The sequence below is a fragment of the Shewanella sp. ISTPL2 genome (genome assembly GCF_013283205.1).
Taxonomy (GTDB): domain Bacteria; phylum Pseudomonadota; class Gammaproteobacteria; order Enterobacterales; family Shewanellaceae; genus Shewanella; species Shewanella oncorhynchi.
Genome location: NZ_JAAPAV010000001.1, coordinates 433,927 through 449,572, shown reverse-complemented (window position 1 = coordinate 449,572; position 15,646 = coordinate 433,927). Strand labels below are relative to the sequence as shown.

The 15,646-nt window shown below is 42.5% G+C and carries 14 protein-coding genes; 6 read left to right on the top strand and 8 right to left on the bottom strand.

Annotated features, from left to right (window positions below; genetic code table 11):
* Window positions 1–18 precede the first annotated feature (18 nt).
* From HUB64_RS02005 to HUB64_RS01995, 3 genes are all read left to right on the top strand, one after another.
* Window positions 19–816, top strand: a complete 798-nt coding sequence (locus HUB64_RS02005; protein ID WP_105250312.1) for a response regulator — start codon at window positions 19–21, stop codon at window positions 814–816.
* Window positions 817–975: 159 nt separating this feature from the next.
* Window positions 976–1,248, top strand: coding sequence for an HU family DNA-binding protein (locus HUB64_RS02000; protein ID WP_006079990.1), 273 nt, complete (start codon window positions 976–978; stop codon window positions 1,246–1,248).
* A gap of 291 nt (window positions 1,249–1,539) precedes the next feature.
* On the top strand, window positions 1,540–2,232 hold the full coding sequence (locus HUB64_RS01995) for a TorF family putative porin (protein ID WP_105250314.1): 693 nt from the start codon (window positions 1,540–1,542) through the stop codon (window positions 2,230–2,232).
* A 57-nt stretch (window positions 2,233–2,289) separates the two neighbouring features.
* Here HUB64_RS01995 and rimK read toward each other — a convergent pair whose 3' ends face one another.
* The 4 genes from rimK to HUB64_RS01975 form a co-directional block, all read right to left on the bottom strand.
* Window positions 2,290–3,195 (bottom strand): 30S ribosomal protein S6--L-glutamate ligase, encoded by a 906-nt coding sequence (rimK, locus tag HUB64_RS01990; protein WP_113939182.1) that lies wholly within the window; start codon window positions 3,193–3,195, stop codon window positions 2,290–2,292.
* Between the two features lie 177 nt (window positions 3,196–3,372).
* Entirely contained in the window at window positions 3,373–5,088 is a 1,716-nt protein-coding gene (locus HUB64_RS01985; protein WP_105250316.1) for a bifunctional diguanylate cyclase/phosphodiesterase, read from the bottom strand.
* A gap of 9 nt (window positions 5,089–5,097) precedes the next feature.
* Window positions 5,098–5,532 (bottom strand): response regulator, encoded by a 435-nt coding sequence (locus HUB64_RS01980; protein WP_105250317.1) that lies wholly within the window; start codon window positions 5,530–5,532, stop codon window positions 5,098–5,100.
* Window positions 5,529–7,682: a CHASE domain-containing protein gene (locus HUB64_RS01975; RefSeq protein ID WP_173496253.1), complete on the bottom strand. Its 2,154-nt coding sequence runs from the start codon at window positions 7,680–7,682 to the stop codon at window positions 5,529–5,531. The genes HUB64_RS01980 and HUB64_RS01975 overlap by 4 nt, the downstream gene beginning before the upstream one ends.
* A 324-nt stretch (window positions 7,683–8,006) precedes the next feature.
* On the opposite strand from HUB64_RS01975, the gene HUB64_RS01970 reads away from it, so the two are divergent.
* Both HUB64_RS01970 and HUB64_RS01965 read left to right on the top strand, forming a co-directional pair.
* Window positions 8,007–8,183, top strand: a complete 177-nt coding sequence (locus HUB64_RS01970; protein ID WP_006079984.1) for a PA3496 family putative envelope integrity protein — start codon at window positions 8,007–8,009, stop codon at window positions 8,181–8,183.
* A gap of 541 nt (window positions 8,184–8,724) precedes the next feature.
* A complete protein-coding gene (locus HUB64_RS01965; protein WP_131523937.1) occupies window positions 8,725–10,080 on the top strand; it encodes a flavohemoglobin expression-modulating QEGLA motif protein in 1,356 nt (451 codons plus the stop codon).
* A 68-nt stretch (window positions 10,081–10,148) separates the two neighbouring features.
* Here the strand turns inward: HUB64_RS01965 and HUB64_RS01960 are convergent, their stop codons facing one another.
* From HUB64_RS01960 to HUB64_RS01945, 4 genes are all read right to left on the bottom strand, one after another.
* The gene (locus tag HUB64_RS01960) at window positions 10,149–10,292 is read right to left on the bottom strand and encodes a hypothetical protein (protein WP_173496252.1); all 144 of its coding nucleotides are present in this window, start codon (window positions 10,290–10,292) and stop codon (window positions 10,149–10,151) included.
* A gap of 10 nt (window positions 10,293–10,302) precedes the next feature.
* Window positions 10,303–11,742, bottom strand: coding sequence for an MBL fold metallo-hydrolase RNA specificity domain-containing protein (locus HUB64_RS01955; RefSeq protein ID WP_173247626.1), 1,440 nt, complete (start codon window positions 11,740–11,742; stop codon window positions 10,303–10,305).
* Window positions 11,743–11,859: 117 nt separating this feature from the next.
* Window positions 11,860–12,729: a DUF2927 domain-containing protein gene (locus HUB64_RS01950; protein WP_173496251.1), complete on the bottom strand. Its 870-nt coding sequence runs from the start codon at window positions 12,727–12,729 to the stop codon at window positions 11,860–11,862.
* A gap of 333 nt (window positions 12,730–13,062) precedes the next feature.
* Window positions 13,063–13,299: a thioredoxin family protein gene (locus tag HUB64_RS01945; protein ID WP_028761824.1), complete on the bottom strand. Its 237-nt coding sequence runs from the start codon at window positions 13,297–13,299 to the stop codon at window positions 13,063–13,065.
* Between the two features lie 566 nt (window positions 13,300–13,865).
* On the opposite strand from HUB64_RS01945, the gene HUB64_RS01940 reads away from it, so the two are divergent.
* Complete coding sequence (locus tag HUB64_RS01940) at window positions 13,866–15,503, top strand: lactate permease LctP family transporter (protein ID WP_113939189.1); 1,638 nt, start codon at window positions 13,866–13,868, stop codon at window positions 15,501–15,503.
* Window positions 15,504–15,646: the final 143 nt, after the last annotated feature.

Genomic DNA, 15,646 nt, shown 5'->3' with positions numbered 1-15,646 from the left:
CTTAACTTGAAGTAGACTATGAGCCATTTATCGCCCAGCGAACTTTCCATTCTTTTGGTAGAACCTTCAGAGACACAGCGTCGAATTATTATTCAACGCTTACAACAAGAAGGCATTCTCAGCATTCAAACCGCAGAAAACATAGAAGCGGCTAAAGATATTATTGCTCGCCATAAACCTGACCTTATTGCGAGCGCCATGCATTTCGATGATGGCACTGCCATCGATCTCTTGGGCTACTTAAGGGCCAACGCTGACTGCAAAGATATCCAATTTATGCTGGTCTCGAGTGAGTGCCGCCGTGAGCAACTTGAAATATTCCGCCAATCGGGTGTAGTAGCGATTCTACCTAAACCCTTCAGTGCCGACCATTTAGGTACAGCATTGAATGCCACGATTGATTTACTCAGCCACGATGAACTCGACCTGAGTAATTTCGATGTACAAGATGTGCGCGTATTAGTGGTCGATGATAGCCGTATGGCAAGAAACGTCATTAAACGTACGATTGGTAACTTAGGGATGAAGCTAATTACCGAGGCCGAGGATGGCGCGCAAGCCATAGCGTTAATGAAACACAATATGTTCGACTTAGTGATCACGGATTACAATATGCCGAGTGTAGATGGGCTAGCTTTGACACAATTTATCCGCAATGAAAGCCAACAATCGCACATTCCCATCTTGATGGTGTCTTCCGAAGCCAACGATACCCACCTCAGCAATGTGTCCCAAGCGGGTGTAAATGCCTTATGTGACAAACCCTTTGAACCCAAACTTGTTAAAAAATTACTCTATCAACTGTTAGAAGAATAAAACCAGAATAAAACTTAAGTCACGAACTGAGTAAATATTCTGCGCTTTACTGAACATCCTGCTGCACGCTAGACGCAAAAGGCTTTCCAAGTGCTAAACCTTATGGCATGTTAGGCACGCTTATTTCAAATAAATCTACGGAAAGAAGAGACAATAAAAATGAACAAAACTGAACTAATCGCCAAAATTGCAGAAAATGCCGATCTAACGAAAGTAGAAGCAGCACGCGCATTGAAGTCTTTTGAAGCAGCTATTACCGAATCAATGAAAAATGGTGACAAAATCTCCATCGTAGGTTTCGGTTCTTTTGAAACAGCGACTCGTGCCGCTCGCACTGGCCGTAACCCACAAACGGGTAAAGAAATTCAAATTGCTGAAGCGACAGTGCCTAAGTTTAAAGCGGGTAAAACCCTACGTGACAGCGTAAACTAAGTTATAAAATTCAATACAACGCCTCCATTGTGAGGCGTTTTTTTTTGCCCAATCCCAGTGAAGCACTGAATATTTTTTGCACAACAAAAGTGCGCCTCTGCCCCACAAACTGGCAAATAAAAACATTTCATTAACATTGCGAGTTCTAATACCTTGTTTTACATGGCATTGTAATAGTGGCATGTGATTAGCAAATCCTTCCTTAGAAAAAACCAAGATGCACTAATGAACACAGCTGACTTTGAGTGTGCCAATGGTGAATCGATAAATAAGTCAATCGAGGGGATGAGCATGAAGAAATCACTGTACAGCGTTTTGGCCTTATCGACGGGAATGTTACTGGCAGGCAACGCCTTTGCAGCCGTATCAGGTAACATTGGCGGTACCTCTAATTACCTATGGCGCGGTGCGACCCAAACTAAAGATGCAGTCGCAATCCAAGGTGGCCTTGACTACAGCCACGATTCTGGATTTTATGCGGGAACTTGGGCATCGAATGTGGATTTTGGTGATGATACTAGCTACGAGCTTGATCTATATGCGGGTTATGGCGGCAGTATTACCGAAGACATCAGCTACGACTTTGGCTATCTCTACTACGCCTATCCAGACGCACCAGGCAGTATTGATTTTGGTGAGCTCCATGCTGCTGTCACGTGGAAATGGCTCGAACTGGCTTACTCCCAAGTCATCAATGCCGGTGACGATCTGGCCGCCGATCCTTTAGATAATAAAGATCTCAGTTATCTTGCCGCGACGGTATCCGTTCCTCTCACTGAAAAGCTGAGTTTATCAGTGCACTATGGTTACTCAAACGGTGATGTCGTCCAATCTTGGTTTGGCGAAGATAATTATGCCGACTATAACGTGACTCTCAGCGCAGATACCAGCATAGGCACAGTGTCATTTATGGTCTCAGATACCGATCTCACCGATGATGATGCCAAACTAGTACTCGGATATTCCTACAGTTTTGATCTATAAGCTCTAAACATAAAAACGCCACCTTAAAAAGTGGCGTCATTTTATCACTATCACCAATTAGGCAATAATTGACCGGTTTGTTTTACGGGCCGCAACCATTTTCTCGATATACTCAACAATGGGCTCAGTCACTGAAATCCCTGTTGTTTGCTCAATCCCTTCAATGCCAGGCGCCGAATTAACCTCAAGGATCAGTGGACCACGGTTAGAACGTAAAATATCTACTCCCGCGACAACCAATCCCATCGCCTTCACAGCGGCAATAGCCATTTTACGCTCAACAGAGGTGATTTTTACCACCTCACCACAACCACCTAAATGCAGATTAGAGCGGAAATCGCCCTCGGGACCTTGACGTTTCATCGAAGCAACAACCTTGTCACCGACAACAAAACAACGAATATCACTACCATTGGATTCTTTAATGTATTCCTGTACTAAGATATTCGCTTTGAGCCCCAAGAATGCTTCAATCACGCTCTCAGCAGCCGTTTTAGTTTCAGCGAGTACGACACCAATCCCTTGAGTGCCTTCGAGTAATTTAATGACTAACGGAGCGCCGCCCACCATATTGATGAGATCTGGGATATCATTTGGCTTATTGGCAAAACCCGTCACAGGCATGCCAATCCCTTTGCGGGAAAGTAGTTGCAGTGCCCGCAATTTGTCCCGCGAACGCGCAATGGAGATTGAATCATTCGCGGCATATACGCCCATCATTTCAAACTGACGTACAACGGCACAACCATAAAAAGTCACGCTAGCATGAATACGCGGAATGATGGCATCAAACCCAACTAATTCAGTACCTTCATAATGAATGCTAGGTTTAATAGAATTAATATTCATGTAGCAATTCAGCGTATTGATCACGACCGCTTCATGTCCACGACTTTGGCAAGCCGCGACTAAGCGTTGTGTTGAATACAACTGGGGGAATTGGGATAAAATACCTATTTTCATTGCTGAGTGACCAACTTAAGCATGAGTGAATAAACCGTTCTGCGGCACCAAAAGCACAGCGACAGAAAAGGGGCTGATATTTGTCTATTGCTCAGTGTAAAGCAAGAAAATATTCCTCACCAGACGAAATCATTATGCTAATGAAATACTTCAAGACCTATCACATTCGGAACTCGTTTAAATTAACAGCGGCAAAATATACTTAGCCTCAAACTCCGTTGCATCTAAGGGGCGAGAAAACAAATAACCTTGTAATACAGTACAATGGCGAGAAGTACAAAACTCAGCCTGCTCAATTGTTTCAACGCCCTCAGCTACTGATATGACATTAAACCCATGGGCGAAGTTAAGTAATGCAGCGAGCAAACGAGTGTCTTTATCATCCTTATCATAGGAAGCGACAAAGCTTTTATCGATTTTCAGCACGCTAATGGGAAACAATTTGATATGTTCTAAGGACGAAAAACCCGTCCCAAAATCATCAAGGGCAAAACGCACCCCTAACTCGGCGATTCTATCGAGCATTTTGGCATGTTCATGGGGATCTTCAATAAGGCAATTCTCAGTAATTTCAAGCTCTAATGCTACAGCAGGAAGTCCTGTCTTAGTCAGCGTATTCGCTATTTTATCAAACAGGTTCTCATTTCCAATTTGCGATGCAGACAGGTTAACGGCAATGGTAAATTCTCTCCCTGTTGGCTGTAATTGGGTTAACCAAACCTGTGCCTGAATACAGGCTTGTTCAAGCACCCAATCATCAATGTCTTCCATTAATCCAATTTCTTCGGCTATGGGTAAAAATTGATCTGGGGTGATAATGCCGTCTACAGGATGCTGCCATCGGATAAGGGCTTCCATCCCCACCAGCTGATGGGTTTTCGCATTCACTTGCGCTTGATAATGAACCTTAAATTCATTTCTTTTTAAGGCAGTACGCAAACTCGACTCGATATGATTACGGTAACGCACCTCTTTATCTAAAGCTTCTGAGTAAAACTGAATCTGGTTTCGGCCCATTTTTTTAGCGCGATACATAGCGATATCGGCACATTTCATCAGCTCAGAACTGTTCGAAGCCGCTTCATTATAAAAAGCCACGCCGATGCTGGCACCAATAAGCACATCGTTATCACCGAGACAAAACACGTCCTCAAACACTTTTAACAATCGATTAGCCACAATCATAGGGAAATATTTATAATCATTATCAGTGACTAGCACGACAAATTCGTCCCCACCTAAACGGGCAATAATGTCGCCATCTCGTAGTACTTCACTTAATCGAGCGGCTACTTTAACTAAAAGAATATCCCCCGTCTGATGGCCTAGAGTGTCATTGATCGCTTTAAAATCATCTAAATCGAGTAAGATAACGGCTAAATAGTCGTGACAACGTTTGGCCCTTGCTATCGCTCGATTAAGACAAAGTTCAAAACCATAGCGATTAACCAGCTTAGTCAACGAATCGTGTTCAGCTAGCTCTTTTAGTTTTTGGTGACTATTACGTAACGCCAACGCCATTGAAGATCTTTGTTTCGCATAACGAATTGCACGGGTTAGTATCCGCGAGTTGACCTCATCTTTAAGCAAGAAGTCCTGTGCCCCTAGTTCAATACAGCGCTGAGCCAGTTTCTCATCTTCATAGCGACTCAGCATCACGACTACGGTCTGGTCTTGCGTCATGGCATTGAGCTTGATCAACACTTCTAAGCCATTAGCATCGGGTAATAAATAATCCAATAGAATACCGTCAAAATGACGTTCTAATGCGAGATTTAAACCATCAAATGCACAATTTGCTTCGACCACATTAAAAGTCAACTTTGACTGTCTGAGTGCTCGGATGATCGCAGTTCTATCAACTTCATCATCATCGATCAGTAGTAAATCCATATACTCACCTTATGCGGATGGGAGCTCCACTATTCGCCAATAACCTTCAAGCATATTAAAAATATTGTTAAAACCGTCTTTCATATCAGTTTTAACCATGTAACCAGCCACATGATGGCTATAGGCTTTCATCCTATCTTCATCGGTACTCGACGTGGTGAGCATAAAAACGACAGACGAAGAAAGAGAAGGATCTGAACGTATTCGCTCAAGGAACTCAAACCCATTCATTCTTGGCATATTAAGATCGAGCAAAATAAGATACGGACCTTTGATCGTGTCTAAACTCGTTAGAATAGTTAATGCTTCGATCCCATCCCGAGCACGCACTAAGGGATTGAGTAACCTCAATTGTCTCATCGCCCGCTGCACGGCCATGTAATCCACGTCATCGTCATCAACCAATAAAATGGTGACCTGTTGATAGTGATTTGCTGCGCTCATAGAAGCTCCTTTTTCACTATTTGCTTAGGCCAACTAAAGCAAAAACAACAACCTCGGCCCTGCGATTTAAGCTGAATCTCTCCACCTAAACTTTCAACCGTTTTCCTCACAAGTGATAAGCCTAAACCACTGCCTTCAACTTCATCCCTTGGTTTAAGTGTTTGAAACATCTCGAAGACTTTTTCATGATATGAGCTTGATATCCCCGGACCATCATCTATCACACTGAATCGATACTGCTGATCAACCGCCTCACATGAAACCGTAATCACACCTGTACCTAAGTCATGATGTTTTATGGCGTTACTGATTAAATTTCGTATAACTAATTCCAACAATGGTCTTACGGTATAAAAATTTGGAAATTCACCTTTTAGGACTAATTCAAATCCCTGTGGCGGCGCGACGAGCGCAAACATGTCTTCAACCAGTTGCCGACTTTTCACTTCAGTAGTTTCGGTATCAACACGACCAATCCGAGAAAACATCAATAGTCCATCGAGTAATAACACCATTCGATGAATACGACTTTGGATAAGCCCTAGGTATTTCTGTACATTTTCATTGGTGTTATCGACTAAATCCTCTGATAACCAAGAGGTTAGCTGCTCGATACCACGTAAGGGGGATTTCAAATCATGGGAAGCAATATAGGCGAACCTGTCTAATTCTTGATTGATACGCTCAAGCTCAAGCATATGTTCTGCACGCTGAACTTCAATGCGTTTACGTTCAGAGACATTATTAATTGTCGCGAGAATAGAAATGCCATTACTAAAATGAATAGGCGTCAACCCCACTTCAATTGCGAGTCGACTGCCATCTTTACAACAGCCAAACAGGTCATCCCGCATCGACATATTTTTCGCAATAGGCTGCACTAAATAGTTACTCATGTGCTGCTGATGAGCATCCCTTAGGGTTTCGGGCAATAACATATTGATGGAACGACCGAGTAACTCGTCTCTGGTATAGCCGAACAAACGTTCAGCATGGGTATTCACTAAAGTAATAAATCCAGATTTATCCACCATAAATAGCGCACTTGGAGAGGCTTCAATTACTAATCTAAAGCGTTTTTCGTTAGCAATTAACTCTGAAGTCAGTAAAGACTCCTTATATCGATTACGCGCCATAATTAACACTGAGTAAAACAATGCCAAAATAAAACCACAACCGATAAATTGGAGCCACATACCTTGGGTCTGTTCCGCTCTCGAGATAAAACGCGATTGTGATGAAATGTCTAAACGCCACAACTGCCCTCCAACTAAGTCAGTCTGCGAGTGATAAAACACATCCTGCTCATTCGGGGCCACTTTGCTGCTGGTAAACATTAAACTGTCAGCGCTTGCCTGCGGACTTTCATAAATGGCAAGTTTCAAGCCTGAGAATCGCTCCCCCATAATCCCTTGCATGAGGTCATCCATCCTAAACGCTGCATACACAAGTCCAAACACGTGCTGTTTACGCTCAGCTTCTGTTGTTGTAGTGCCTTGATAAAGCGGTAAATACATTAAAAATCCCGCTTTAGCATCATCAGATGTATCTTGAACTAATACGACTTTGCCAGAAACTGTCGGCAGTCCAGTGGTAATAGCGCGAGTGATGGCTTTATATCGATTAGACTCGGAGCACATGTCATAACCCAAGGCTCTTTGATTACGCCAATCAAAGGGTTCTAAGTACACAATCACGCAATACTGATCACGCGTTCCTTCTGGGTAAACTTTATAGTCTTTAAAACCTTCAGCTTGAACTTGTTGGATGTGCGCACTTAATGCTTCAGGTTGAAGTAACTGAGCATAGCCAAAACCTTGAAAACCTGGGTAATACTCAGATAAATGAGCATTGATGACATAAGTTTGCCATTCCTGACGTGTCACATTACTCGACGATAACAATAAGCCAACGCCACCACGTAAGACTTGCTCATAGGCAAGCATTCTGCGATTCACAGCTTCTGTTAATTCTTGAACGCTATTTTCGAAACGCTCTTCACCTCTATCCCTAAGATATTGCTCAAGCACATACCAAGAGATCCCCATGAAAAGTAAGGCAGCCACTATCATCAGCCAGCTAGAGCTCAGCACGCTAAAGTAGATATTATTAGATGGGGGGAGTGATTTAGAAAACTGATCCTTGTCCATGTAAGCCAATTCCCTAGCAAACGATTAACAACAAACACAGGTACAAGTGTTGTTGTAATTATGACTAAATTCAAGTTTATCCTACTATTTAACTCGGAATTAACGCGAATATATCTATGACTATACCGTGCTCTTAATCACAAAATAAGCAAAAACTAAATTAATCAAATATTCAATTGCAGTCTAGTGCCTACGCCAAACAGCAGTAAGCTGAATCATCCGACTCACGGGAAGAATTTTTCACCCTAACTCACAAAATTATTTGCTTTTCTACCATACTCTTTTTAGTTAGAAAGTCGTTAGGAACAACAAGAGGAATTCGTTATGGCTCATATTACTGAAGTCGTGCCCAACGATACTGAACTTGAGGCAATGACCACACCAAGAAACAGCAAAGCCGCCGAGGCAATGCAGCATAGACGCGAAGTCAAAAAGCGTTTAGAAGACTACCTCGAGCGGGCGGAGTTAAAACGTGCATTAGGAGATGACGATTTTTTCTAGCCAATTCTATCTCGCTATCTAGTGGTCAAAATGATGGGATGATGATCTCAGTCGGTGATCATTTGTTTCGAACTCACTGAGTTTTGGCCCACTAAAATCGAATATCTCACCCAGTCAATAATGCTGGGTGTTACTCTGCTTTAGCTCACTAACCTCCAGATTTAATATCGCGTCATCACGGTCATTTTTACCACTCTTGTCAGCTTGAGTTTTGATTAACAAGCATTCAGCCTTAGCACACTCAAATAACTCATCGCTGTCATGTTTTGCTCCAATCAATCTATTTCTATATCAAGAACAAAGCAGCTTGAATGCCATATCAATAAAATATTATTAAACAGATAGTTACTTATTTATGTCCCATAGACATAGCGCTAGAATTGTAACAAGTACACCAAAATGATTCACAAAATCGATAACAGCTAATTTATTTAATCGGTATATTTCCTCCGCTAGCCTGCGAATCAATATGAATAAATGAGGTTTAAGGCTATGATTAGCCACATCTCTCTCGCTGAAATTACCTGCAGGATATACGGGAATGTCTGAGTCGTTAGCCCAATATCAACAAGATCTACGCCGTTTTTCCGATGAATTAATTCGCATTCAAACGCCAATAAAAATCTTAGATGCCATTAAATGGCCGCGGGAAATGGAGGAACGTTTTCTCTCCAATAAGGGCACGGTACTTCCGGCTATCAAGCAAGAGTTCTATCAAAACATTGCTTTACCTTTTGATCCTGTTAAAACCCAAGCTGAGCTAGCCTCCCTAAAGCAGGACATCCATAGACGTTTGGGTAAACGAGACAAACTCGGCAAAATATTAGTGGCAAACGTCGATCAGTATCGCCTTGTCATCGATATGTTGGGGAACAGAGGCACGCCAACCTTTGGTAAGCTCAGCCAAGAATTGTACGGCAGTGCTAGCCATAAACTGCATGGCGATCGCCATACCTTGCGCCAGTTAGGTGATAAACTCAGCTACATTTTCTCGTTGCCCGCGGCGAGGCACATGAATAAACATCACCCTAAAATTATTAGCGCGCCAGAAGCGGTTAACGTGCTCAGCCAACGTTTAGAAAAATACTTCCATAGCGATGATATGCGTGTACGCCTTAGTGACGGTATCGTCTCTGACGCTGCAGTCGGTGGCGATACCGTTAAGCTCAATAGCAAAGCAATGTTCAGCGAATCGGATCTTAATGTATATGAAGTTCACGAAGGTTGGGTGCATGTCGGCACGACGCTAAACGGCCGAGCTCAACCCCACGCCACTTGGCTCAGTGTCGGTTCTCCCCGCGTAGCAGCAACCCAAGAAGGTCTAGCCGTTTTACTGGAAATGCTGACGCTAAGTTCAAATCCAGGACGGGCTCGGCGAATTAGTGACCGTGTTGCCGCGGTCGATATGGCTGAAAATGGTGCTGACTTTATAGAGGTATTCAATTATTTCAGAGGATTGAATCTAAGTGCGACAGACAGTTACCGTGTCACCCAAAGGGTTTTCCGTGGTGGTATGGTGGAAGGCGGCAGTTTCTTCACTAAGGATATTTCCTATGTGCGTGGCTATGTGGAAAACATTAACTTTATCCGCAGCGCCATCACCTCAGGCCTTCCTGAACTAATTCCTATGCTATTCCTTGGTAAATTGGCGATCGAAGATATCCCCGTGTTATACCAAGCTTGCCAAGAGGGCATTCTGACTACGCCTAAATATCTACCGCCCATGTTTGATAACTTTAGTGGCCTTTATGCTTGGTTTGGTTTTGCATCAGGTTTAGCAGGAATCGATTTGAAAGGTGTACAGCGCCATTTCACTCGCTTATTTAAAGACGTACCGAATGTCGTTCCCGCCTTTGAGTTACTCGATGATACTGAATTTGACAACAACTCGGACTAATACAGTAACTAGATTGATTTAAAATAAAAAAAGCTCACAACTATGTGAGCTTTTTATAAAACTAAACGCTAATCTTCGATAGAAAAACCTTCACCATTACATTCAAAATACAACTCACAGGCAGGATAACTCACTTTGCCACACGTGTAGAAGATAATGGCATTTCCACCCAACTTTTGAACTTGTACTTTCAACTCTTTTAAGGCTTCCACACTAACTGCTTTAAGGCTTCCACACTAACTGCGGCAGCGCATTTAAATCCAATCGGTCACCCTGGGTCGCGATTGCTATAGCCTTTGGTTTAGTCTGAGGATCTTGGTTAATCACATCGACTAATCCATGCTGCGCCTCGGGTTCTCCATGGACTAAAATTAACGGCGGCTGGCCTTCAAAATGGTGATACCAACGTAATAACTCTGCTTGATCCGCATGGGCTGAAAGTCCACCCACTGTGTGTAACTTAGCCGCTACTTTAATGCTGTTACCATGAATAGACAGTTCCTCAGCGCCATCGACGAGGGCGCGCCCCGGTGTTCCAAGCGCTTGATAACCACAAATAATCACATCACATTCTGGGCGCCATAGATTATGCTCTAAGTGGCTACGAATACGTCCACCGTTACACATGCCGCTCCCTGCGATAATGATCAATCCCTTATGCACATCGTTCAGCGCTATCGACTCTTCGGTCGTTTGGATAAATTCGACATTCGACAACAGTGGATGCTGCCCAGGATGTTGGCGGGTAAAGCGTTTAAAGTCCTCATCCATCAGCGGATAATTATTAACGTAGACGCGTGTCGCCTCAATTGCCATCGGGCTGTCTAGGCAGATTTTCCAACGGCCGAGATCCCATTCTTTAGCATATAAATGAAATAGATATAATAACTCCTGTGCTCGTCCAACCGAAAAAGCGGGGAGCAATATATTGCCTTGGCTCTCGTTGACTGTCTTAGCAAAAATGGCTTTCAACTCGGCTAAGGTATCCGTCCAACTGCGGTGAAAACGATTGCCATAGGTGCTTTCCATTAAGACTAAATCTGCCGAATCCACTAAGGTAGGATTACGTAAAATCGGCATACCTGCACGGCCAAGATCGCCACTGAAGACGATTTTCTTCTGTGATTTTCCCTCACCTAACCACAACTCGACTAAGGCGGAACCTAAAATATGCCCTGCATCTGAGAGGCAAATATCCACATGGGGAATAACCCGAGTCACTTGACCATATTCCAATGGTACAAATTGAGTTATCGCGAGTTCAGCATCTTCAACGGTGAATAGCGGTTCTAGGGGTTCAAGATCATGTTTAGCACGCTTTTTATTGACTCTTTCGGTATCGCGGGTCTGCAGCATAGCCGCATCTTTGAGCATGATGGCGCACAGCTCTGCCGTGGCTTTATGGGTGTAGATAGGCCCATCAAAACCCGCTTTGACTAAAAGTGGTAAACGCCCAGAATGATCGATATGGGCATGGCTAAGCACGACAGCAGAAATAGACTCAGGATCAAATGCGAAGGGATCATGATTACGCAACTCATCAGACTTACCGCCTTGGATCAAACCACAGTCGAGCAATAAGTGTTCATGATCAACCGAGAGTAAATGACACGAACCCGTCACTTCCTCTGTCGCCCCTAAAAACTGCAATGTCATTCGCATGGTGTCCCTCCAAGGTGTTTATCTCATATAAAGATAGACTATGCCCTTATTCCTAAAACAAAAAGGATTAATTAGTCACGTGCGAGCAATGTCAACTTTAGCTGTAATGCTTAGTCATCAATAACCTAACAATGGGTACAACTGACCTTGACGTACCGTTTTGCCAGCGTTAGCAATAGTGCCATCGCGCAGCCATTGTTCGAGCAAAATCTGCAAAGGCTGTTTGACCTCTGCGGCCGTCATTCCAGCGCTAATACTTGGGCTATAGAGTAATTTAAGCAAAATGAAATCGAGCCCAGTGAGTAAGTCCTGCGGGGTTTTGTCGTTAAAGATGGAGGGAAATACTTTCTCTGAATCATTGGGTAAACCAAGCACTTGGGTTATCTCTTCCACTACGCAAGCCACTAACTTACCGTGCATTTTGGCTTGATCTACAGGAATAATAATCCAAGCACGTTCAATCTCTTGCCGTGAATTGAGAGCAAATTTTGCCATACACACAGAGCCATGGACATTTTTCGCCGAGCTCGGTCCCATTAAGCGCATCACCTCACTTGCCCATAGGGATTGACGGGTAAAAACTAAGTGCAGATTCGCCTCAGAGAGCGTATCTACCCGTTGAATATCGAGGCCGGTAATCTGGCCTAAGTGTGTTAAGTGCATCAACACTAATTGAGTGTGCAGCGCCTTATCACGCACTTGATGCTCAATAAACACTCGTACCGGTATGCGCCACTTACGCACGCTATGTTTAGCAAGGTCATACTCATTTTGTAGGGCGACTTCACTAAATGCTTGGGTGATATAAGCGGAGTTTTTCCAATCCGTAGCGGGCGTTAATACTTGGGTTAATCCGGGAGATGTTTGAGCAGCAAACAAAGGCAAAGCGAATAAACTTAGCGCTAGAAAAAGCCCTAAACGAAACAGACGTGCAGTAAAAAATAACCAACTGTAGAAACGTGTTAATACCCTAAGCCACTTTTGCATTGGCACTCATCCCGCAACTTGACGAGGTCACTGAATCAAAATCATAGCAGTGATACTGATAAAAGAAGTCGAAATCTGCAAACAATCTCCTACGACATAGACTTAATAAACTCGCCCAGATAATGCAATGCCGACTAAACCGTTGCCAATAAAACCCCATAATAAAATGACTACACAAAGCATCAATGCATTGTTTTTAAAAACATTATATTTAATATCATTAATCGTATACTGATGATATTACACCACCATTGCCAAGGATTCAGGATGACAATGGTGTGCATTTTTAGCTTAAGCGCTTTCTAACCTAATATAAGCCTGTATTTACAACAGCTAGTCCCTTAACCACCCCTCAACTTCATCGCGCGTCGGTACTGAGCCGCTATGTATGAGCTCACCATCGATCACTACCGCAGGGGTTTTCATCACTTTAAATTTCAATAGGCTTTGAGGATCTGTGTCCTTTTTTACAATCACATCCACACCCATTTCTTCTGATATGTCCGCAATCATCTCAGCGGTTTTGCTACATTTAGCGCAACCACTGCCTAATACTTTGACTTGTTTCATGTTACTTCCTTAACGAACTGTGCTGCAAAATTAAAAATTTCAACCTACTGTCATACTCGCAGCCACATATAGCAAGGTAAATTTCCAGCCAAGCAAACTCATAGACAAGAGTATGGCAACATCTATAGCTCAATTCAGGCCACAATAAGATAACTGCATTATTAGTTGCATTACATTGATTGCTATTAATTTCTATATATAAATATAAACAAATATTTATATACCATCTGTTATAAACACTACCAAAAAACTAAAAAAGTACAGCCTATTTTTTCATAAAATCTCAATACTCTAGTTAATTTCACGACTCAAAAAAATAATCTTGATAACACAATAAATATTAATACAACCTAAATTAGATGTTTGGTGAATATAGCTAAAACAGTCAATATTTTACTTTATTATTATTTAGGTATTTCCCCGTCATCATTTATCCACACATCTCGTGACTCATATCACTTATTACAACATTTAAGATTGATCCTACATCACTAAACACTAGTATCTGCTATGTTGCGACTGCAACACGATTTATCAACATATTATAACAATACGGAAACCTCCCTATGACCTGGACCCAAACATACACGCCACTCGGTAGCTTGTGGCTAACCGCAATGGTTGCTTTACTGCCTATTGTGTTTTTCTTCCTAGCCTTAACTGTGTTAAAACTTAAAGGCTATATCGCTGGGGCATTAACCTTATTAATAGCCTTAGCAGTCGCGATACTCGCCTACAAAATGCCTATTAGTATCGCGCTTGCTTCTGCTATATATGGTTTTAGTTATGGGCTATGGCCAATTGCTTGGATTATTATTACCGCAGTATTTTTATATAAAATCACCGTTAAAACAGGTCAATTTGAGGTTATTCGCTCGTCAGTCATCTCAGTCACGGAAGATCAACGATTACAAATGCTATTGGTTGGCTTTTCATTTGGAGCCTTCCTCGAAGGTGCTGCGGGTTTTGGTGCACCTGTTGCTATTACAGCTGCGTTACTTGTAGGGCTTGGATTCAATCCATTGTATGCAGCAGGACTTTGCTTAATCGCAAACACGGCACCCGTCGCCTTTGGAGCTATGGGTATCCCAATTATCGTAGCGGGTCAGGTTTCATCACTAGACCCATTCCATATTGGACAACTCGCTGGCCGTCAGTTGCCAATATTATCGATTATTGTCCCCTTCTGGCTCATCGCAATGATGGATGGCATCAGGGGAATACGTCAAACTTGGCCCGCAACATTAGTAGCAGGCGTTTCATTTGCGATCACCCAATTTTTAACCTCAAACTTTATCGGCCCCGAATTACCCGATATTACTTCGGCGTTAGTCAGTCTAATTTGTTTAACGTTATTTTTAAAAGTCTGGCAACCAAAAGAAATATTCACTTTCTCAGGCATGAAACAAAGAGTTACTACCCCTAAATCTACTTTTTCTAATAGCCAGATATTTAAAGCATGGTCTCCCTTTATTATTCTCACAGCGATTGTAACCCTGTGGAGTCTTAAAGATGTACAACTGGCATTAAGTTTTGCCACTATCAGTATTGAAGTACCTTACTTACATAATCTCGTTATCAAAAGTGCACCTATTGTCGCTAAGGAAACCCCTTATGCAGCAATATATAAACTTAATTTATTAGGCGCTGTTGGAACAGCAATTTTAATCGCAGCAATGATCTCAATTGTGGTCCTTAAAATGTCAGTAAGTAATGCACTGACATCCTTTAAAGACACTTTAATTGAATTAAAATTCCCGATATTGTCAATTGGATTAGTATTAGCATTTGCCTTTGTCGCAAACTATTCAGGTCTATCTTCAACCTTAGCACTCGTGCTCGCAGGCACTGGCGTAGCATTCCCCTTCTTTTCGCCATTCTTAGGTTGGTTAGGTGTGTTTTTAACAGGTTCAGACACCTCATCAAATGCCCTATTTGGTGCGCTGCAAGCCAATACAGCAAACCAAATAGGTGTAACACCGGAGTTATTAGTCGCCGCAAACACTACGGGAGGAGTAACGGGCAAAATGATTTCGCCACAATCTATTGCCGTTGCTTGCGCTGCAACGGGATTGGCGGGTAAAGAATCAGATCTTTTCCGCTTTACGCTAAAGCACAGTCTATTTTTCTGTACTTTCATTGGCGTGATCACAGTACTCCAAGCATACGTAGTCCCTTGGACATTAGTGTTTTTCACTAAATAAAACGATATCTAAGATATATTAAAAGCCGAGTGATAAACCACTCGGCTTTTTAGATTGGAATGGATATAAAACTCACTCTGCGATGAAGTTAAAATGGGTTCAATTAAGCAAAGTAGCAAGGCAGCTTTATTAATCCCAGTGAA

Coding starts and splice junctions, on each gene's coding strand:
- HUB64_RS01955 (WP_173247626.1), bottom strand. CDS start 11,742: ATGCGAATGACATTGCAGTTTTTAGGGGCGACAGAGGAAGTGACGGGT.
- HUB64_RS01970 (WP_006079984.1), top strand. CDS start 8,007: ATGGCTCATATTACTGAAGTCGTGCCCAACGATACTGAACTTGAGGCA.
- rimK (WP_113939182.1), bottom strand. CDS start 3,195: ATGAAAATAGGTATTTTATCCCAATTCCCCCAGTTGTATTCAACACAA.
- HUB64_RS01995 (WP_105250314.1), top strand. CDS start 1,540: ATGAAGAAATCACTGTACAGCGTTTTGGCCTTATCGACGGGAATGTTA.
- HUB64_RS01985 (WP_105250316.1), bottom strand. CDS start 5,088: ATGGATTTACTACTGATCGATGATGATGAAGTTGATAGAACTGCGATC.
- HUB64_RS01975 (WP_173496253.1), bottom strand. CDS start 7,682: ATGGACAAGGATCAGTTTTCTAAATCACTCCCCCCATCTAATAATATC.
- HUB64_RS02000 (WP_006079990.1), top strand. CDS start 976: ATGAACAAAACTGAACTAATCGCCAAAATTGCAGAAAATGCCGATCTA.
- HUB64_RS01950 (WP_173496251.1), bottom strand. CDS start 12,729: ATGCAAAAGTGGCTTAGGGTATTAACACGTTTCTACAGTTGGTTATTT.
- HUB64_RS01940 (WP_113939189.1), top strand. CDS start 13,866: ATGACCTGGACCCAAACATACACGCCACTCGGTAGCTTGTGGCTAACC.
- HUB64_RS01980 (WP_105250317.1), bottom strand. CDS start 5,532: ATGAGCGCAGCAAATCACTATCAACAGGTCACCATTTTATTGGTTGAT.
- HUB64_RS01945 (WP_028761824.1), bottom strand. CDS start 13,299: ATGAAACAAGTCAAAGTATTAGGCAGTGGTTGCGCTAAATGTAGCAAA.
- HUB64_RS02005 (WP_105250312.1), top strand. CDS start 19: ATGAGCCATTTATCGCCCAGCGAACTTTCCATTCTTTTGGTAGAACCT.
- HUB64_RS01965 (WP_131523937.1), top strand. CDS start 8,725: ATGTCTGAGTCGTTAGCCCAATATCAACAAGATCTACGCCGTTTTTCC.